The sequence below is a fragment of the Neisseria sp. WLZKY-1 genome (assembly GCF_046546535.1).
Classification (GTDB): domain Bacteria; phylum Pseudomonadota; class Gammaproteobacteria; order Burkholderiales; family Neisseriaceae; genus Neisseria.
Window position 1 is genome coordinate 106776 of record NZ_JBKGTW010000002.1, and the last position, 18846, is coordinate 125621.

The following is an 18846-nucleotide window of genomic DNA, read 5'->3' on the forward strand; positions in this document are numbered from 1 at the left end:
GAAACGTCATTCCCGCGTAGGCGGGAACGGCCTCCCGCTTTATTTGACGGAGAAAAAACCATGTCCCCAACCCCTCTGCCCGCCGCGCCGCTCAAACGCCGTTTTGCCGCGCTGGTGTATGAAAGCCTGCTTATCGGCGCGGTGACCTGCGCCGCCTTCGTGCCTGCGGGCATCATCGCCCTGTTTCTCAACCGCGTCTCGCCGCCGCTCTCCGCCCTTGCCGTGTCGCTGGTGTTGGTTTATGCGTGGTGGCTGTATTTCAAAACCAACTGGCACAAAAAAGGGCAGACGCTGGCGATGCGCGTGTGGCGCATCGGTTTGGCCGACGGCGCGGGCCATCCGCCGCCGCTCGCCCTGCTGCGCCTGCGCTTTATCTGGGCGTGCGTGTTTCTGGTGTTCGTGCCGCTGCTGGCTTATGCCGCGCTGCGCCACGGCGCGGGCGTGCCGCCCAAAGCGGCTTTCGGCGCGGCGCTGTGCTGGTGGATACTGCCGTGGGGCTTTGCCCTTTTCAACGCCGAGCGCCGCTTTCTCTACGATTATCTGGCGGGCACGCGGCTGACGGATACGAAGGCCGTCTGAAAAAGGCCGTCTGAATGTTTCAGACGGCCTCAAACGCAGATTTGGAAAGGAAACATCATGGCGCAACCGCAATCGCGTTGGCTGCCGCTTTTGCTGGCGGTGTGCATTTTCATGCAGATGCTCGATGCCACGGTGCTGAACACGGCGCTGCCGCAGATGGCGGCCGATTTGCACCAGAGCGCGCTGAATATGCAGTCGGCGGTGATTTCCTATGCGCTGACGCTGGCGCTGTTTATGCCGCTGAGCGGTTATCTGACCGACCGCTACGGCACGAAAAAAGTGTTTTCCGTGTCGATGGCGCTGTTTGTGTTCGGTTCGCTGCTGTGCGCCGCCGCGCCGAATCTGCCGCTTTTGGTGTTCGCGCGGGTGGTGCAGGGTTTGGGCGGGGCGATGATGGTGCCCGTGCCGCGCCTGATTGTGCTGCGGGCGTATGACAAGACCGAGTTGTTGGAGCGGCTGAACTTTATCGTGATGCCCGCGCTGTTGGGGCCGATAGTCGGGCCGCTGGTGGGCGGCTATCTGGTGGAATATGCCAGCTGGCATTGGGTGTTTCTGATTAACGTGCCCATCGGTTTGGCGGGCATTGCGCTGGCCGCGAAAATCATGCCCGATTTTTACGCGGCCGACGGCGGCAAACCGCATTTCGATCTGATCGGTTTTCTGCTTTTCGGCGCGGCGGCGGTGGGCTTGAGCCTGGCGGTGGAAATGCTGACGCACCCGGGGGCGCGGCGGTTTTCCGCCGTGTGCGCCTCGGGCGGCCTGGCGGCGGGCGCGCTTTATTGGCGGCACGCGCGGCACGACGGCGACGCTGCCCTCTATCCGCCGCGCCTGCGCCTGGTACGCACTTTCCGCTTGGGCATTTTGGGCAATCTGGTGAGCAGGCTGGGCATGGGCGCGATGCCGTTTCTGATGCCGCTTTTGTTGCAGGTGGTGTTTGCCCGCAGCGCCAGCACCGCAGGCTGGACGCTTGCCCCTGTCGCCCTTGCCGCGTTGCTGACCAAGCCGCTGGTCAAGCCCGTGGTGGGGCGTTTCGGCTACCGCACCGTGCTGGTGTGGAACACGCGCATCATCGGCCTGCTGATTATGGCGATGGCGTTGGTGACCGCCGCCACGCCGTTGTGGCTGCTCGTGCCCGCGCTGTTTTGCCTGGGTATGTGCAATTCGCTGCAATATTCGGCGATGAACACGCTGACGCTGGCCGATTTGCGCCCGCAGATGGAGGGCAGCGGCAACAGCCTGATGGCCGTGAACCAGCAGCTTGCCATCGGCTTCGGCATCGCGCTGGGCGCAACGCTGCTCAATTTCTACGGCACGGGTAGCGGGCGCAGCGCCGATATGCACCGCGCCTTCCGCCTGACTTTCGTGTCCATCGGCGCGGTGACCTTCTGCGCGGGCTGGGTGTTCGCCTTCCTGCACCCGAACGACGGCGGCAATCTGGTGCACGGCGCGGAAAAGGCCGTCTGAAAGCGCAGTTAAAAACGGGCTGCCCAAGCCTGCCCCGAATCCCCGCGCGGCGCGTCTGCCGATAGAGGCTGGCTGCACGGCGAGGCGCGAAACGCAGGCGGCTTCTTGTGCTAGTATGCGCGCCGTTTCACACAGAAAGGATAAACGGATGAACCGTCTCACCGCACTTTTAACCGGCGTTTGGCTGGGCATGCAGATTATGGCAGGCTATGTCGTCGGCCCGATATTGTTCGAGCAGATCGGGCGTCAGGCCGCCGGCAATATCGCGGGCACGCTGTTTGCCGTGAACAACTGGTTCGGCATAGCCGCATGGCTTTTGGCCTGGTTTGCCGTCGGCACGCGGCGCGAACGCGGCTTCGGCCACGGCGGCCGCAGCATCGCGCCGAAATTCATCATCCTGCTGCTGGCGCTGCTGGCGGCCAACCAGTTCCTGTTCGCCCCCGTGATCGCCGCCCATAAAACCGGTGCGTCGCATTGGCTGCTGTCGCTGGCGGGCGGCTCGTTCGGTATGTGGCACGGCGTTTCCAGCGTCATTTACTTGGTCTGCACGCTGATCGGTGCGGGGCTGCTGCTGCGTTATCTGAGCTTTGACAAGAAGTAAGGCTTTTGTCGAAAGGCCGTTTCCCGCAGGCGGGAGTGGCCTTTGTATGTTTGAGGCCGTCTGAAACCGCTTTGCGGCTTTTCAGACGGCCTCAAACATTGTTGTTCGGGAGCAGCCGCAGGCGCGTATTTGGCGCGGCTTGCCAAGTTTTCTGCGGTTTGCCGTATGGGAGCCGTACGCAAAGGCCGTCTGAAAAGCGTTTTTCGTTTTTCAGACGGCCTCTTATTTATATGGCGTTGTTAAATCGGGTAGTTTTTGGGGATAAGGTGGCTGCGTTTGCCGCTGTTGTAGGGCATGGCGTATTTTTGCTTGGCGTAGCGTGTTTTGCCTGCGCGGCCGCTCAATACGGCTTGGATTTCCCACACGCCGTTGTGTTCGGCGGCACGGTTGAAGGTGATTTCGGCTTCCAGACTGGTTTGGCTGTTTTGGCAGCTGCGCTTTTCCGCGCCTTTGTATTCGTTGCAGTCGCCATACATGCCGCCGTTGTCGTTGCTCGCAGGGATGTCGCTGTGGGCAACGCCGTTGTTGTCGGTGAAGATAAAAGACTGTGCGGTTTCGGTGACGCCCTGGTTGGTGTAGCCGCTTTCGGTTTGGTAGCCCCAGTTTTGTCCGCCCACCTGCACAAACCGCCATTCCTGCGGGGGCTCGCCCCATGCGCCGATTTCGCTTCTGCCGTGTTGTTTGAGCACCCATGTGCCGCCTGTTTTTTCCAAGACGAACAGTTCGGCAAGCCCCGATGCGGCGTGGCTTTCGTCTTTGCGTTTTTCGCGGGTGTCGTAGGCGAAGCCTGTGTAGAGCACGTAGCGGGTGGTTTTGCCGTTGCGGTTGACGGTATGCGCGGCGGCGGGCTTCATGCAGTAGGCGAAGTTTTCGGGCTGTTGGTAGCTGTCTTTGGGCGGGGCGGTGAGTTGGCACTTTTGCGCGGGGAAGGGGCGGTTGTAGTGCCGCTCGATAAGCTTGCGGACGGCTGCGCCGTCTGTGTCGGGAGCAGCGGCGGCGAAGGCAGGGAGCAGGGCGGCGGCGAGGAGGGTGTGTTTCATGGTTTTCCTTTGTAAGGGGGGACGGAATCGGCACGGTGGCGTGTTTTCCCGTTTGTGCCGTTTGGGATGTTCAGACGGCCTCGCGCGGGATTTTGGCGAACAGGCGGAAGAAGTTTTCTGTGGTGGCTCGGGCGATGTTTTCGAGGGTGTCGCCGCGCAGTTCGGCGACGAATCCGGCGGTGTGGCGCACATAGGCCGGTTCGTTGGGTTTGCCGCGTTTGGGCACGGGGGCGAGGAAGGGGGAGTCGGTTTCCACCAGCATTCTGTCCAGCGGAACGTAGCGGGCGGCTTCTTGGATGGCGGCGGCGTTTTTGAAGGTAACGATGCCTGAGAAGGAGATGTAGAAGCCCAAATCGAGGGCGAGGCGGGCGACGCGCACGTCTTCGGTGAAGCAGTGGATAACGCCGGCGTGTGCCTGGTGTTCGCGCAGCAGGCGCATGGTGTCGTCGGCGGCGTCGCGGGTGTGGATGATGAGGGGCATGCGGCTTTGCTTGGCGGCTTCGATGTGGGTGATGAAGCGGCGGTGCTGCCAGGCGAGATCGCCTTTGCACCAGTGATAGTCGAGGCCGGTTTCGCCGATGGCGGCGACTTTGGGCAGGGCGGCGCGTCCGACGAGTTCTTCAAATGTGAATTCTTCGGCTGCGGGGTCGTCGGGGTGGATGCCGACGCTGGCGTAGATGTTGGTGTGCTCTTGTGCGATGGCGTGCACTTCTGCAAAGCTTTGGCGGCTGACGCTGACGGCCAGGGCGAGGGCGACTTGGTTTTCGGCCATGTTGGCGAGTACTTCGGGCAGGCGGTCGGCGAGGCCGTCGAAATTGAGGTGGCAGTGAGAGTCTATAAGCTGCATGGGAATGTGGGCGTGAAAAGGCCGTCTGAAAGGGTTTCAGACGGCCTGTGTGTTACAGGGTGAAGGTGACGCGGTCGCTTTTGAGGGCGGTGCCGAGCTGTTTTTCAATCAGATTTTTGGTGGCGATGGAGATTTCGTCTTTGCCGAAGGCCACGCCGATGCCGCGCGGGCGCAGGGGGGTGGAGATGGCGAAGTTGATCCAGGCGACGTTGGTGCGCAGGAATTTTTTTTCCTGGCTTTTGCCCAGCGACAGGGCGAGCAGCACTTCGTCGCCGAGGGAGAATTTGTCTTCGGTGGTGACGAACAGGCCGCCGTGTTCCAAGAAGGGGATGTAGCAGTTGTAGAGCGACTGGCGGTCGGGGATGTGCAGGTTGATCATTTTACCCGGAATCGGGATGTCGGTGGGCTTGTTGAAATCAAAATCGGGGTTGGCTGCCATGATGTTTTCCTATCGGTTATTTGTTCTGCCAGAAATGCAGGTATTCGGTGAGCAAAAATTCGAGCTGCATTTTAACACTTAATGTGTGGCGGCCGTAAGGGACGAGGCTGTTCAGACGGCCTGTGAGGGCGAAGAGGGCGTGCGGCGCGGTGCGTGCGGCGACGGCGGCGGATTGGGCGGCGAAGGCGGGGTAGTAGAGCGGCGGCATGTTCTGCTGCGCCAGGCCGACGTCGAGCAGCCATTTTTGCAGCCAGTCGAGGAACACGGCCAGCGGCAGTTTGTGTTTGTCGAAGGCGGCGGCGTAGTCGAGGGCGGCAATCAGGCGGGGGGCGGACAAGAGTTGCAGCAGCTCGCCGCGCAGGGCGGTTTGTTCTGCGTCGTCGTCAAACAGGGGGGCGCCGCTGTGGAAGGCGAGCAGCTCTTCTGCGTGCTGCGGGTGGCGTTCACGTACATAGGCCAGCGCGGCGGCACGCTCGGGCGCGTGCAGGACGATTTGGCGGCAGCGGCTTTTGACGGTGGGCAGCAGACGGTCGCGTTCGTGGGAAACCAGCAGGAAAACGACGCCTTCTGGCGGCTCTTCGAGAATTTTCAGCAGGGCGTTGGCCGATTGCGCGTTCATGCTTTCGGCGGGATGAACCAGTACCACGCGCCGCCCGCCGCGTACGGAGGTGAGGCGGACGTGTTCGATCACATCACGCACGGCGTCGATTTTAATTTGCAACAGTTTGCGCCCGACGGCTTCGCCTTCGGGGATTTCGGGGGTGAGTTCGTAGAAGTCGGGATGGCTGTTTTGCGCGAACAGGTGACAGGAGGGGCATTGCCCGCAGGCTTCGTATGCCGCGCCGCTGTTTTCGCACAGCAAGGCTTGGGCGAGGTGGCGGGCGAAGGCGGTTTTGCCGGTGTTTTCCTTGCCGGAAAAGAGCAGGGCGTGCGGCAGCTGGTCGCAGTGTTCTGCGAGGCTGCGCCAGTCGGATTCGTGCCAGGGATAAATCATGTGCGCTCGGGCGGGCGGAAAAAGGAGGCGCATTATAACGGGTTTGCCCGCCCGGTGTCGGGTGCATGGGAAAGGCCGTCTGAACGGTTTCAGACGGCCTCAAAATAAGAATATTCAGTTGGAAACGTTGATGGCGGCGTTTACCGTGCCGCTTTGCTGGGCGTTGTTGGCAGTGAGGAAGGACGATGCCAGGTCGGTGCAGCAGCCGCAGCAGGTGGCGACGCCCAGTTGGGCTTGCAAATCGCCGAGGGTGCTGGCGCCGGCGGCGACGGTTTCTTTGATTTGGTGGTCGGTAACCGCATTGCAGATGCAGACGAACATAATGGTTTTCCTGTGGTAAGCGTGTCGTTGTTAAATAGGATTAAATTGTGTTCGCGAATATAAATGGAAACGCTTTGTGTTGCAAGCTGTCGGAATGTAAAGGCAGGCGGCTTGAGGCGGAGTGTTTGGCGGGAAACGGTTTTTACTCAACGGCAGCCGCTGCGGCATATACGGTTTGAAGGCCGTCTGAAACGGCAGGTTTCAGACGGCCTTTTGCGCGGCTGAGGCCGTCTGAAAAGACGGGCGGCCTCTCTTTTTGACTTCTTTGGCGTTTCGCTTTCGAGAACGGCCTCAGCGGGCGGCGAGTTTGACCAGCCACAAGCCTGCCGCCGTGAGCAGGAGCGAGCCTGTGAGGTGGAGGAGGGCGGTGGCGAGGGCGGGAAGGTAGCGCTGCTGTTGCAGCATGGCGACGATTTCGAGGGAAAAGCCCGAGAAGGTGGTGAGGCTGCCGAGCAGGCCGGTGACAAACCACAGCTTCCAGTAGGGCGGCAGGGCGGGGACGAGTTCGGACACGCCCGCCGCGATGCCGATCAGCAGCGCGCCGATCCAGTTGGCAGCGAGAGTGGCATAGGAGAAGGGTTGGGGCAGGGCGGCGAGCCACAGGCTAAGCAGCCAGCGCGCCGACGCACCGAGCGCCGCGCCGCAGCAGACGGCCAGAAGTTGGGGCAGGAAAGATGCGTTCACGGTTGGTTTTCAGACGGCCAGATGCTGTTGCTGCGGCGCAGGTAGCGGTTGTCGTCGAAGGTAGCCAGAAGATGCGGTTTGAAGGCGACGAACACGGCGGCGAACAGGCCGGTAAGGAAGGCTTCGCCCCAGCCGAGCAGGAAGAAGACGGGGAAGGAGCGCGTGCGCAGGTCGGCATCGGCAAAGGCGGGCGACTGCGACACGAGGGCGAGCACGGCGGCACCCGTTGCCAGCATGCCCAGCGCGGCGGCGAAAAAGCCGTTGACGAAGATATAAAGGAAGAGGTTGGGCGGCAGGAAGCGGCGTTCGGCGAAACGCAAACCGGCCGACACCGCCGCCGCAGGCAGCGTCAGCGCCAGCGCGTTCAGCGGCAGCACCGCCAGATCGGCCGCGCCCGCGTTCAGCAGCATATGCGGCAGCAGAAACAGCGAAACCAGCCACAACACCGTCGGCGCCCCGATCATCAGGCAGCCGAGCGTCACGCCGAGCAGATGGTAGTGCAGGCCGCTGCCCGTGCCCGCGTCCAGCGACCAGAACACGGCGAAAAAACACAAAAGCACGCCGAAAGCCTGCGGCCGGACGCGCAGCACGCGCAACGCGGGGCGGGCGGCGGCGCACAGGCAGCAAAAGAGGATGAAACAGGCGGCGGCAGCGGGCGCGGCGGCAAACCATTCGGCGTGAAAATCCATGACGGTTTCGGCAGTTGCGGTAAAAAGGCGCGCATTATAGCCCAAACACCGCGAAGTTTCTGTCTGCGGGGAAACGCGTTAAAATGCCGCCCTTTACCCAATCTTTACGGAAAACCGCCCGCCTATGTTTTGGATTGCCGCCAGCCTGATTCTGCTCGCCGCCCTTGCCGCCCTGCTCGGCTGGCGCTTCTACCTCGACCGCGAATGGCAGCGCGAACTGCGCTACTACAACCGCCACGAAGGGGAGAGGCCGTCTGAAAACGGCAGCGGCGGCCGCGCGGCCAAAGCGCTGTACGGTGCCGCCCCCAATCTGAACAACAGCCGCAGCCGCAGCCGTGCCGCCGACGAGAGTCGCGCCGTGTACGAGCGCACGGTGGAAAAGCTGCGCGAAGTCTCGCCCAAACGCTACCGCCGCCTCAACGCCGCCGCGCAGGCCGAAGAAGAGGGCGGCGGACACCGTTTCGACGATTTGCCGATTTTCTCCGCCGCCCGCGAAGAGGCGGACGACACTGTTTTTCAGACGGCCTCCGCGCCAGAGGAACAATCGCCGCCGCAAAGCGAACCAACAGGGGCAACGGCGGCGCAGAGGCCGTCTGAAAACCCTGTTGCCCCGTCGGATACGGACGCAGCGGAACAGACGGAGCAGGCTGGGGCAGACGCTCAGGCCGAACCCGCCGCCCCCGATACCGCAGACACAGAACGCCTGATTTCCCCGCCCGAAGACGAAGACCCGCCGCCGCCCGCGCCCGCGCCCGATGCGGAAGTGATCACCGAGGCCGAAATCGGCCGCTTCAAACGCAAAACCGTGCAGGAAATCATTGACGAAACCTTCGCCCACACCCACAGCGGCAGCCTGCCCGAAGACGAAGACGGCGCGGCCGCAGACGGCCTGATTGCCCCGCCCGAAGACGAAGACCCGCCGCCGCACGCGCCCGCACCCGACGCGCCCGTCATCACCGAGGCCGAAGTGGAACGCTTCAAACGCGAGCCCGCCGAAGCCATCATCGAAAAAATCAGCCCCGAGCCAGAAAACGAAGCCGTGCGCCGGCCGCCGCCCGACGCCGAAGTCATTACCCTCGACGACATCCGCCGCATTCAGTCCGCCGCGCAAAACCGCCGCCGCCAAGCGCCACAGTCCGCCGCCGTGCACCCCGACGAAACTTCGCTGCGCGGCACGCAGGAGCGCGCCCTGCTGCGCCGCATCGAGCGCGACAACCAAGTGTTCGCGCAGGGCATCGCCACGCCGCCCGTGCACAGGCCGTCTGAAAACACGGAATACAAAGCCGCCCGCCGCACGGGGCGCGAAGTGCAGACCATAGGCGAGGGCGACATCCGCAGCAACCTGCTGCGCGGGCAGTCGGCGCGCCGCCGCCCCACGGCCGACATGCGGCAAACCATGCGCCCGCACACCATCGCCGACGACGAAGTGCTGGCCAACCTGTCGCGCCGCGAAGGCAGCCCGCGCCGCCTGCGCCGCGTCAGCACGATAGAAAACGCCAGCATCCTGCCCGTTGCCGCCCGTGTGTCGGCCTACGGCGGCGAAGTGGTGAAACCGCAGGCCTCGCGGCCGAAAGCGGGCAGCGCCTTGGACAACCGTTTCGCGCCCTATCCGCCGCGCAAGCGCGCCGAAGTGCCGCCGCCCGACGCCACCGTGGTCGAACCGCCCGCCGTGCCCGACACGCCGCCCTTCGGCATCGACGTGCCGCCGCCTGCGTCGGTAGCCTTTTCCGCCGAAATGCTGCCGCAGCGCGAACGCGAAGAAGAGAGGCCGTCTGAAAACCCGTATGCCGCGTTTGCCGATGCCTTTGCCGAGCCGCAGGACGCGCAGGAAGGCGCTTGGGCAAACGAAGTGGATTGGGATGAGCCGCAATGGGACGACGCGCCGCAGAGGCCGTCTGAAAACGCGCAAGATGCCTACGGCAGCCGCGAAACCCACGAACAGGATGCCTACGCGCACGAAGCCGCGCCGCACGGGGACGAAACGCCTTTTTTCCCCGATGAGGGCGGCGCCTACCCGCTGCCCGGCCTGAATCTGCTGCACGCGCCCAGCTACAACCCCGCCGCCGCGCAAAGCGAAGAAGCGCTGCTGGAAAACAGCATCACCATCGAAGAAAAGCTGGCCGAGTTCAAAGTGAAAGTGAAAGTGCTCGACGCCTTTGCCGGGCCGGTGATTACGCGCTACGAAATCGAGCCCGACGTGGGCGTGCGCGGCAATGCGGTGATGAATCTGGAAAAAGACCTCGCCCGCTCGCTGGGCGTCGCCTCCATCCGCGTCGTCGAAACCATACCCGGCAAAACCTGCATGGGCTTGGAGCTGCCCAATCCCAAGCGGCAGATGATCCGCCTGAGCGAGATTTTTGACTCGCCCGCCTTCGCCGATTCCCCGTCCAAACTCACCCTGGCGCTGGGTCAGGACATCACCGGCCAGCCCGTCGTCACCGACCTTGCCCGCGCGCCGCACCTTCTGGTGGCGGGCACGACCGGCTCGGGCAAATCCGTCGGCGTCAACGCCATGATTCTGTCCATGCTCTACAAGGCGCGGCCGGAAGACGTGCGCATGATCATGATCGACCCGAAAATGCTCGAACTCTCCATTTACGAAGGCATCCCGCACCTGCTCGCCCCCGTCGTCACCGATATGCGGCTGGCGGCCAACGCGCTGACCTGGTGTGTCAACGAAATGGAAAAACGCTACCGCCTGATGAGCCATCTGGGCGTGCGCAACCTCGCGGGCTACAACCAGAAAATCCGCGAAGAAGCCGAACGCGGCCGCAAAATCGGCAACCCGTTCAGCCTCACGCCCGACGACCCCGAGCCGCTGGAAAAACTGCCGTTTATCGTCGTCGTCGTCGACGAGTTTGCCGACCTGATGATGACCGCAGGCAAAAAAATCGAAGAACTCATCGCCCGCATCACACAAAAAGCGCGTGCGGCGGGCATCCACCTGATACTCGCCACCCAGCGCCCCAGCGTCGACGTCATCACCGGCCTGATTAAAGCCAACATCCCCACCCGTATCGCCTTCCAAGTGTCGAGCAAAATCGACAGCCGCACCATCCTCGACCAAATGGGTGCGGAAAACCTGCTCGGCCAGGGCGACATGCTCTTCCTGCCGCCCGGCACGGGCTACCCGCAGCGCGTGCACGGCGTGTTTGCCTCCGACGAAGAAGTGCACGGCGTGGTGGAATACCTCAAACAGTTCGGCGATCCCGCCTACGTCGAAGACATCCTCACCGGCGGCGTCGGCAGCGACGACATGTTCAGCAACGCCAACGAAGGCCGCAGCAACGAAGGCGGCAGCGACCCGCTCTACGACGAAGCCGTCGCCTGCGTGATCAAAACCGGCAAAGCCACCATCTCCTCCGTACAGCGCTATTTGAAAATCGGCTACAACCGCGCCGCCAACCTGATCGAGCAGATGGAAGCCGACGGTATCATCTCTGCCGCCGACGCCTCGGGCAAACGCACCGTCCTCGCCCGCGACAGCAGCCATTTGGACGGATAAACCAGCTCCCGCTGGCACCGCTTCGGGGTGTAAATGCGGTAAAAAGGTTTTTGAAAACGCAGCTTTAACGAAGGCAAAAGGCCGTCTGAAACAGAGTTTCAGACGGCCTTTACCGCACCAATTTTATAGCAGAACTAAATTCACGAGGAGGACGCGTAAAATCTGAAACCCAAACTGATATTGAAGGCATTACCCGAATTAAATATGAGATTCCTACACTAGACAGGACAGGTAAACCTGATGGTGGATTTAAGGAAATTTCAAGTATAAAAACTGTTTATGATCCTAAAAAATTTTCTGATGATAAAATACTTCAAATGGCTCAAAAAGCTGCTTCACAAGGATATTCAAAAGCCTCTAAAATTGCTCAAAATGAAAGAACTAAATCAATATCGGAAAGAAAAAATGTCATTCAATTCTCAGAAACCTTTGACGGAATCAAATTTAGATCATATTTTGATGTAAATACAGGAAGAATTACAAACATTCACCCAGAATAATTTAAAGGAAAAATTATGAAAAATAATATTTTTCTAAACTTAAAGAAAAAATCTATAAATAACAACCATTTTGTTATTTCGATTTTTTTTGAAACAATTTACCAATTTGAAACTAAAGATACGCTTTTAGAGTGTTTTAAAAATATTACAACTACCGGACATTTTGGAGTAATAGGTGCTCAATATGAAAAAATAGATGCTACCAGATGGATTGGAGATTATGAAGAGGTAAATGGATTTGAGTATATTGATAAAGCTCCTTCTATTTATTTTTCAGTTGGAGATGATTTCAATCCTGAAGAATTAATTATACCTATTAATTTAGCATATTATTACTTTAATATTGCAATATCTGATTTCTTAATAGCTCACCCTGAATATCAAAAAAAGTGTAAAGAAATACAAAAACATATTCTCAAACAAACTGTAGCCTGCATGAAACCTAAAATCCATGCGTAAGGTGTGTGCTTCAGCACGCACGCGTTCCATGATTTACGGCTCAATGCCGTCTGAAAAGCTCACAATTTTTCAGACGGCATTTGTTATGCAAGTAAATATTCAGATTCCCTATATACTGCCCAGGCGCGTGCGTGCTGAAGACACCCCCTACGCTTGCTAAAGTTGGGAAACCGCGTGCGTCGCGGGGCGGAAAAAACCTATTGCATACAGGCCGCGCCTGCCCGTTTTCGCTGTCGTCAGTATACCGTCGGGTTTTGCTGTTTGACAGTTTTCCAAGCTGATTCGCCGCGGGCATACCGTTTCAGACGGCCTTTTCCCCGCCCGCCGCTATATAATCGCCGCTTTCGTCCAATCCTTCCCGACCGCTATGTCCGACAACGAATTGCGCCATGCCGCCGCCGATGCCGCGCTCGATGTGCTGCAACGCCTGTTTCCCGAAGCCGCCGCCCTGTGCGCGCCTTTTCTGCCGCGCCTGTTTTCCGCGCTCGACGACGGCCACAGTTTTATTTGGCTGAACGACGCGGAGGCCGAAGCGCTTGATAGCGCCGCGCCTCTGGCCGACGGCACGGGCAGGGCGCCGCTGGTGTTGCGCGGGCGGCGGCTGTTTCTCGGCCGCCTGTGGCAGCTGGAAAACGATTTGGCGGGCGAAATCCGCCGCCTCGCCGCCGCGCCAGCCGCGCCTGCCGATATGCGGGCGGCGGCGGAAAACCTCGGCCTGTGGTTTGACGGTGCGGGCAGCGAAGGGCAGCAGGCCACCGCCGCGCTGGCGCTGCTGCAAAACTTTATGCTGATTACCGGCGGGCCGGGCACGGGCAAAACCACCACCGTCGCCAAGCTGCTCGCCCTTTTGTGTTCGGGCGCCGACCCTCTGCCGCGTATCGCGCTGGCCGCGCCGACAGGCAAGGCGGCGGCGCATATGGGCAACGCGCTGCACGCGGCGCTCGGCCGTTTCCCGCTTTCAGACGGCCTCAAAGAGCGGCTGTCCGCCCTCGAAGGGCAAACCGTCCACCGCCTGCTGAAACTGCGTCCGCCGCAGATGCGGCCGCAGTTTGACGCCGCCCGCCCGCTGCCGTTGGATATTTTGGTGGTGGACGAAGCCTCGATGCTCGATCTGGCGCTGATGCTCGATTTGCTGCGCGCCGTGCCCGACGGTTGCCGCGTGATTCTGTTGGGCGACGAAAATCAGCTTCCTTCCGTCGGCGCGGGTGCGGTGCTGGCGGCGCTGGCGCGGCCGACCGTGCTCGACGCCGATACCGCAGGCCGTCTGAAAACCCTGCTGCCCGATGCCGCAGGGCGTTTTCAGACGGCCTCAAACGCGCCGCCCCTGTCGGCCAACACCGCCCGCCTCACTGTCAGCCACCGCTTCGGCGAACACAGCGGTTTGGGCGCGCTGGCGCGGGCGGTGTGCGCGGGCGATGCGGCGGGGGCGGAAGACGCCTTCGCCCGTTTCCCCGAAGAATTGTCGTTTGCCGATGGCGGCGCCGAACGTTTGGCGGAGCGTTTCTGCCGCATGCAGGCGGCGTTTTGGCAGGCGGCCGATGCCGCCGATCCTGCCGCCGCTTTTGCCTGCCAGAGCCGCCTCACCGTGCTGGCCGCGCGGCGCGGCGACGCCGAACGTTTTAACGAAGCCTGCCGCCGCATTCTGCTGCGCGAAGGGCGCGCGCGCGAAGACAGGGCGTGGTTTGCCGGACAAATCCTGATGGTGGAGCGCAACGATTACGCGATGGGGCTGTTTAACGGCGACATCGGCATTGTGATGCCCGATTCGCACGGCTCGGACGGCCTGTCGGTGCGGTTTCCCGCAGGCGGCGGTTTCCGCCGCGTTCCCCTCAGCCGCCTGCCCGCCCACGGTAGCGCGTTTGCCGTGACCGTGCACAAAAGCCAGGGCTCGGAATACGGCGAAGTGTGGCTGCTGCCGCCCGCCGACGGCAGCGCGGAGGGCTTCAGCCGCGCCCTGCTGTACACCGCCGTCACCCGCGCGCGCGAACGTTTTGTATACGCAGGTAGCCGCGAATCCTTCGCCGCCGCCTGCGCCAACACCGAAACCCGCCGCACCGCCCTGCGCGAATTCTTGGCGGCAGGGTAGGGCGGCAGACTGTTTTTCTGTATTAAAGGCCGTCTGAAAAGCCTTTTGCCGTTGAAGCTGCGCTTTCAGAAACGTCATTCCCGTGTAGGCAGGAACGGCCTTCGTCCACCCCAAACTAGGAAAATTCCATGAACGAAGAATACAGATACGCCGACCGTTTCAACACCGTCCACCTTTGGTTGGGCACGTTTGCCGGCACACAGGAAGAGTACGAACGCTATTTCGGGCAGGACGACCTGAACGAAGGCGAAATCTGCCCTTTCTGCCGCGACATCGGCCTGAATGCCGAATTATGACGAAGACTATAACAGCCTGCATCAAGGATAACGGCTGCGGCGGGCATAAAAAGGCCGTCTGAAAACGGGAAAACCAGTTTTCAGACGGCCTTTTTTGGGGTATCAAATTTAAGAATCCGGCTTGCGGCTGCTAAATAAATTGACAAACTGTACTAATTATTAAAATTAATAGTTAAGTAAGGCTTTGGCGAGTTAAAAAGGCTAGATTGAGAAAGACAATCCTCTTTGCTACAGGAGAAAAAAGAAATAGAAATACGAATATTTTTATTTTTTTCTATTAGATTTAATGATTCTTTGATAAAAAAGTCAGTACTGGTCATACATGACGAATATATATTTAAGGCAATTCCAGATTTCAAAGGCTCAATTAACATATGCTCATTTTGACAAGTTTTATTTTCTTTCCTATATAATTCATGATGTTTAATTATATCCAATCCATCAGAGTAAAAAGTCCTATCTTCACAGCCATTTAACAGGAGAAAACAGGATAAACAAAAAAGTATATTTAAAATATTAAATAGAATATTTTTGTATCTGAAAATCATTATATTGCCTTTGTTTAAGGAGTTGTACTGGAGTTGTCCTGCATTTTATACCATTCTCGCAGGATCTTAAGCTGCAGGGACGGTGTACCGAAAGTTAAACCCAAATTCCTATTTTTCCATCTGCATATCCTCAGAAATAATTAAGAAAGGAATCTCTTATGGATAAAGAAATTAAAATTTGCCCAAGATGTGAGCAAGGCTACCTTTATCATGCAAAGCCTAAATATTTCTCTGGGGAGGTCATTTTATGCGATGAATGTTATGCTATGTGGCTTGGGGATATGAAAATTTTTTACGGACAATATGGAAAAGATTTTTATGATTATCATGAGTTTATGAAAGATAAAGGCATAGAAGAAATAAATATGTGGGAAGGAGAGCTTTTTGATCACCCATATTATGAGGATGAAAAATTTAAATAATTGATTTTCTGTTCCCCGAATTTGGGAAATACGATGATATTTTAAACCCAAATATTATTTAAAGTAGCAATAGGCCGTCTGAATATCCGTTTTAGATAGGCATCATTCCCCTGTCCGCCCGCACCGTCCCGCTTGACGAGCTGCTGGCCGAAGCCGCCGTAGACGCAGACGCCCTGGACGCCGTGCGGCAGAAATGCCGCGCACTCGGCCTGTGCGAAGGCAACGCCGTCTTGTGGTATTCTGACCCCGAGCTGAATATCGACGCCGGCAAAAGCTACAACGGCCTGCACTACATCGGCGAATTTCCCGGCGACTGACCTCCCTTTTTTCCAATCTGCGACACCATGCCCACCGCCACCTTCTACACCCACGTTTCCGATCCCGCCGCCTTCGCCTGCCGCCTTGTCCGCCGCGCCGCGCAAAACCCCGAGCCGCTGCTAGTGTGGACGCAGGAGCTCGGCGAACTCGAAAGCCTCGATCAAGCCCTGTGGCGCGACCCGCCCGAGGGTTTTCTGCCGCACGAAATCTGGCGGACCGACGCGGCCTTTCCGCAGGGCGTTCCCGTTGTCCTTGCCTGCGGCGCGCAACTGCCGCCGCTGCCTGCGGGCACCGTCGTCCTCAATCTCAGCCAAGACTTTTGGACGCAGGCCGCCGCGCCGCCCCTGCGCGTGCTGGAAATCGTCGGCGGCAGCTTGGAAGAGCTGGCCGCCGCCCGCGACCGTTTCCGCGCCTACAAACAGGCGGGCTTTACGCTCGAACACCACAATATGCAGGGAAAGGCCGTCTGAAAACATGGACCAGCCCGACTTCTTCGGCATACCCAGCCCCTGCATCGGCGTCTGCCGCGCCAACAACAAAGGCTACTGTGTCGGCTGCCTGCGCAGCCGCGAAGAGCGTCACAACTGGCTAAAAATGACCGACGGCGAACGCCACCAAACCATGCGCCTGCTCGCCCTGCGCCGCAAAAAAGTCGAACAGGCCAAATGGGAAAAAAGCCGCGATTTCGGCGTGGCACCCGAACAGGAAGACCTGGATTTCGATTTCGATTGAGGCCGTCTGAAAAAGGCCGCTCCCGCCTACGCGGGAATGATGTTTCTGAAAACGCAGCTTCAACGAAAACGAAGCCAAAACCGTGAAAGGAGCAAAACATGAAAACCGTCCGCACCGCGATTCTGCTGCTGCCGCTCTTGGCCTGCGCCTGCGTGTACAGCGAAACCCCCTACGGCCGCTACGCCGCCATCGACCTGCCCGTCGAAAACCGCACCGTTATCAACAAAACCGTCACCGTCAACGCCCCGCCGGGCACCACCGTTATCTACGGCGATACCACGCCCGCCTCGGCCTACTACGGCCAAGACTGCTACTACGACCGTTACAACCGCCGCCGCTGCTACCCGCGCAACCCGCCGCCCGAGCGCGACGTCTACCGCATCCAAGGGCAGGGCGGCAGCATCAGCCAAAGCTACCAAGGCAGCGGCTATTCCGTCGGCGGCTACATCCGCCACGTGCGCTGAGCGGCAGTGCGTCAGATGCCGTCTGAAAGCACGGCGGCCGTCTGAAAAAGATATGGAATTTTGCCTTTTCACGTCATTGTCTTATCGTTTGCATACGGCAAAACTGTCTGCGCCGCGTTGACATCGCGCCGCCGCCTGCGTATAGTGCGCGCTTTCTGCACGGAGTAATGGCTGAGAGGCTGAAGGCACTTCCCTGCTAAGGAAGCATGTGGGGTCAACCTGCATCGAGGGTTCGAATCCCTCTTACTCCGCCAAGCAATCCGCGAAGCCCCTGATTCTTTCAGGGGCTTCGCTTTTACCGTTTGTGCAAACGAATAAAAGAACACCATGTCACCCTTCCGCATCCTCTTTTCCCTTCTCGCCGCCTGCCTGCTTTTGGCCGCCTGCAACCGCAGCGAAACGCCCGCGCCGCCCACCGTGACCCTGCGCGGCGAAACCATGGGCACAACCTACACCGTCAAATACGTTTCAGACGGCCTCAAGCAAACCCCCGCGCCGCAGGAAGTGCAAAAACAGCTCGACGGCCTGCTGGAAGAAGTGAACCGGCAGATGTCCACCTACCGCGAAGATTCCGAAATCAGCCGCTTCAACCGCATGCGCGACACCGGCCGCCCCATGCCCGTGTCCGCCGATTTCGGTTTTGTCACCGCCGAAGCCGTGCGCCTGAACGGGCTGACCGGCGGCGCGCTGGACGTCACCGTCGGGCCGCTGGTCAACCTGTGGGGCTTCGGGCCCGACAAAAGCGTCAGCCGCGAGCCGTCGCCCGAACAGATTGCCGCCGCCTCGCGCGTCACCGGCATAGACAAAATCGCCCTCGGCGGCACGAGTGATGCCCCCACGCTGGCCAAAGCGCAGCCCGAAGTCTATTTGGATCTGTCGTCCATCGCCAAAGGCTACGGCGTCGACAAACTCGCCCTGCATCTCGAAAGCCTCGGCATCGGCAACTATCTGGTGGAAATCGGTGGCGAGCTGCGCGGCAAAGGCAAAAACGCGCAGGGCGAAAGCTGGCGCATCGGCATCGAGCAGCCGCAGATTGTCCAAGGCGGCGGCGCGCAGATTATCGTCCCGCTCGACAACCGTGCCATCGCCACCTCCGGCGACTACCGCAACTTCCACACCGACGCGCACGGACGCCGCCTGTCGCACATCATCGACCCGCAGCGGCACGAACCCATCAGCCACAATCTCGCCTCCGTCAGCGTGATTGCCGACACGGCCGCCACCGCCGACGGCCTCTCCACCGCCCTGTTCGTCCTCGGCGAAGAGCGCGGCCTCGAACTTGCCGAAAAACAGGGTTTGGCAGTATTCTTCATCGTCCGCGAAGGCGGCGGCTACCGCACGCAGACCAGCTCCGCCCTCAAAAAAATGCTCGCGCAGGAACAACCATGAACACCATCCTCCTCACCTTCGGCCTGTTTTTAATCGTTATCCTCGCCATGTCCGTCGGCTATATTTTTTCCAAACGCAGCATCAAAGGCAGCTGCGGCGGCATCAGCGCGCTGGGCATGAAAAAAATGTGCGACTGTGACACCCCGTGCGACACCTTGCAGAAAAAACTGGACGAAGCGCAGGCGCAGGGCGGCGGCATCCGCGTCGACTCCTGAACAGTCCGCCCGAAACAGCCCGTCCCCGCTTTGGCGGGGATGATATTTTTACAAACGGCCACACAGAAAACCGCCCGCCATGCACACAGCAGAACACACACAGCCCGCCCCCGATTCCGCATACCAAGGCACGCGCCGCCTGTCCGTTGCCCCCATGCTCGATGGGATTGATATTTAAAATAAAATAAAAAATATCAATTACTTATAATTTATATGTATGAAATGGTGCAAATATGGCACAATAGCACTGTTAT

Annotated in this window: 21 protein-coding genes, 1 tRNA gene and 1 pseudogene; 16 read left to right on the plus strand and 7 right to left on the minus strand. The window is 59.5% G+C overall.

Going from position 1 to position 18846, the window contains the following annotated elements; genetic code table 11:
• Positions 1-60 precede the first annotated feature (60 nt).
• From ACLD9W_RS01325 to ACLD9W_RS01335, 3 genes are all read left to right on the plus strand, one after another.
• Entirely contained in the window at positions 61-579 is a 519-nt protein-coding gene (locus tag ACLD9W_RS01325; protein ID WP_410840337.1) for an RDD family protein, read from the plus strand.
• Between the two features lie 57 nt (positions 580-636).
• Positions 637-2043, plus strand: a complete 1407-nt coding sequence (locus tag ACLD9W_RS01330) for an MFS transporter (protein WP_410840338.1) — start codon at positions 637-639, stop codon at positions 2041-2043.
• 148 nt (positions 2044-2191) lie between these two features.
• Positions 2192-2644: a DUF4149 domain-containing protein gene (locus ACLD9W_RS01335; RefSeq protein WP_410840339.1), complete on the plus strand. Its 453-nt coding sequence runs from the start codon at positions 2192-2194 to the stop codon at positions 2642-2644.
• Positions 2645-2883: 239 nt separating this feature from the next.
• On the opposite strand, the gene ACLD9W_RS01340 is transcribed toward ACLD9W_RS01335, so the two are convergent.
• From ACLD9W_RS01340 to ACLD9W_RS01370, 7 genes are all read right to left on the minus strand, one after another.
• Positions 2884-3684 carry a hypothetical protein gene (locus ACLD9W_RS01340; protein ID WP_410840340.1) on the minus strand — a complete coding sequence of 267 codons (801 nt, stop codon included), beginning with the start codon at positions 3682-3684 and terminating at the stop codon, positions 2884-2886.
• Positions 3685-3754: 70 nt separating this feature from the next.
• Complete coding sequence (locus ACLD9W_RS01345; protein WP_410840341.1) at positions 3755-4531, minus strand: TatD family hydrolase; 777 nt, start codon at positions 4529-4531, stop codon at positions 3755-3757.
• Positions 4532-4583: 52 nt separating this feature from the next.
• Positions 4584-4970 (minus strand): PilZ domain-containing protein, encoded by a 387-nt coding sequence (locus tag ACLD9W_RS01350; protein WP_410840342.1) that lies wholly within the window; start codon positions 4968-4970, stop codon positions 4584-4586.
• 16 nt (positions 4971-4986) lie between these two features.
• On the minus strand, positions 4987-5964 hold the full coding sequence (gene holB, locus ACLD9W_RS01355) for a DNA polymerase III subunit delta' (protein ID WP_410840343.1): 978 nt from the start codon (positions 5962-5964) through the stop codon (positions 4987-4989).
• 114 nt (positions 5965-6078) lie between these two features.
• The gene (locus ACLD9W_RS01360) at positions 6079-6285 is read right to left on the minus strand and encodes a (2Fe-2S)-binding protein (protein WP_410840344.1); all 207 of its coding nucleotides are present in this window, start codon (positions 6283-6285) and stop codon (positions 6079-6081) included.
• Between the two features lie 291 nt (positions 6286-6576).
• Positions 6577-6969: a fluoride efflux transporter CrcB gene (gene crcB, locus ACLD9W_RS01365; RefSeq protein ID WP_410840345.1), complete on the minus strand. Its 393-nt coding sequence runs from the start codon at positions 6967-6969 to the stop codon at positions 6577-6579.
• Positions 6966-7658 carry an energy-coupling factor ABC transporter permease gene (locus ACLD9W_RS01370; RefSeq protein WP_410840346.1) on the minus strand — a complete coding sequence of 231 codons (693 nt, stop codon included), beginning with the start codon at positions 7656-7658 and terminating at the stop codon, positions 6966-6968. The genes crcB and ACLD9W_RS01370 overlap by 4 nt, the downstream gene beginning before the upstream one ends.
• A 124-nt stretch (positions 7659-7782) precedes the next feature.
• On the opposite strand from ACLD9W_RS01370, the gene ACLD9W_RS01375 reads away from it, so the two are divergent.
• From ACLD9W_RS01375 to nqrM, 13 genes and pseudogenes are all read left to right on the plus strand, one after another.
• A complete protein-coding gene (locus tag ACLD9W_RS01375) occupies positions 7783-11163 on the plus strand; it encodes a DNA translocase FtsK (protein ID WP_410840347.1) in 3381 nt (1126 codons plus the stop codon).
• A gap of 116 nt (positions 11164-11279) precedes the next feature.
• Positions 11280-11663 (plus strand): annotated as a pseudogene (locus tag ACLD9W_RS01380) (CdiA family toxin C-terminal domain-containing protein); the annotation flags it as partial.
• 15 nt (positions 11664-11678) lie between these two features.
• Complete coding sequence (locus tag ACLD9W_RS01385) at positions 11679-12122, plus strand: hypothetical protein (RefSeq protein ID WP_410840348.1); 444 nt, start codon at positions 11679-11681, stop codon at positions 12120-12122.
• A 367-nt stretch (positions 12123-12489) separates the two neighbouring features.
• On the plus strand, positions 12490-14208 hold the full coding sequence (recD, locus tag ACLD9W_RS01390) for an exodeoxyribonuclease V subunit alpha (RefSeq protein WP_410840349.1): 1719 nt from the start codon (positions 12490-12492) through the stop codon (positions 14206-14208).
• 128 nt (positions 14209-14336) lie between these two features.
• Positions 14337-14504, plus strand: a complete 168-nt coding sequence (locus ACLD9W_RS01395) for a hypothetical protein (RefSeq protein WP_410840350.1) — start codon at positions 14337-14339, stop codon at positions 14502-14504.
• A gap of 706 nt (positions 14505-15210) precedes the next feature.
• Positions 15211-15474: a hypothetical protein gene (locus ACLD9W_RS01400; RefSeq protein WP_002234239.1), complete on the plus strand. Its 264-nt coding sequence runs from the start codon at positions 15211-15213 to the stop codon at positions 15472-15474.
• Between the two features lie 182 nt (positions 15475-15656).
• Positions 15657-15791, plus strand: a complete 135-nt coding sequence (locus tag ACLD9W_RS01405; protein ID WP_410840351.1) for a hypothetical protein — start codon at positions 15657-15659, stop codon at positions 15789-15791.
• A 27-nt stretch (positions 15792-15818) separates the two neighbouring features.
• Positions 15819-16262 (plus strand): DNA polymerase III subunit chi, encoded by a 444-nt coding sequence (locus ACLD9W_RS01410; protein WP_410840352.1) that lies wholly within the window; start codon positions 15819-15821, stop codon positions 16260-16262.
• A gap of 4 nt (positions 16263-16266) precedes the next feature.
• Positions 16267-16524 (plus strand): DUF1289 domain-containing protein, encoded by a 258-nt coding sequence (locus ACLD9W_RS01415; RefSeq protein ID WP_410840353.1) that lies wholly within the window; start codon positions 16267-16269, stop codon positions 16522-16524.
• 98 nt (positions 16525-16622) lie between these two features.
• Positions 16623-16988: a hypothetical protein gene (locus tag ACLD9W_RS01420; RefSeq protein ID WP_410840354.1), complete on the plus strand. Its 366-nt coding sequence runs from the start codon at positions 16623-16625 to the stop codon at positions 16986-16988.
• 161 nt (positions 16989-17149) lie between these two features.
• Positions 17150-17242 (plus strand) — tRNA-Ser (locus ACLD9W_RS01425).
• 73 nt (positions 17243-17315) lie between these two features.
• Complete coding sequence (locus ACLD9W_RS01430) at positions 17316-18377, plus strand: FAD:protein FMN transferase (RefSeq protein ID WP_410840355.1); 1062 nt, start codon at positions 17316-17318, stop codon at positions 18375-18377.
• Complete coding sequence (gene nqrM, locus ACLD9W_RS01435) at positions 18374-18592, plus strand: (Na+)-NQR maturation NqrM (protein WP_410840356.1); 219 nt, start codon at positions 18374-18376, stop codon at positions 18590-18592. The genes ACLD9W_RS01430 and nqrM overlap by 4 nt, the downstream gene beginning before the upstream one ends.
• Positions 18593-18846: the final 254 nt, after the last annotated feature.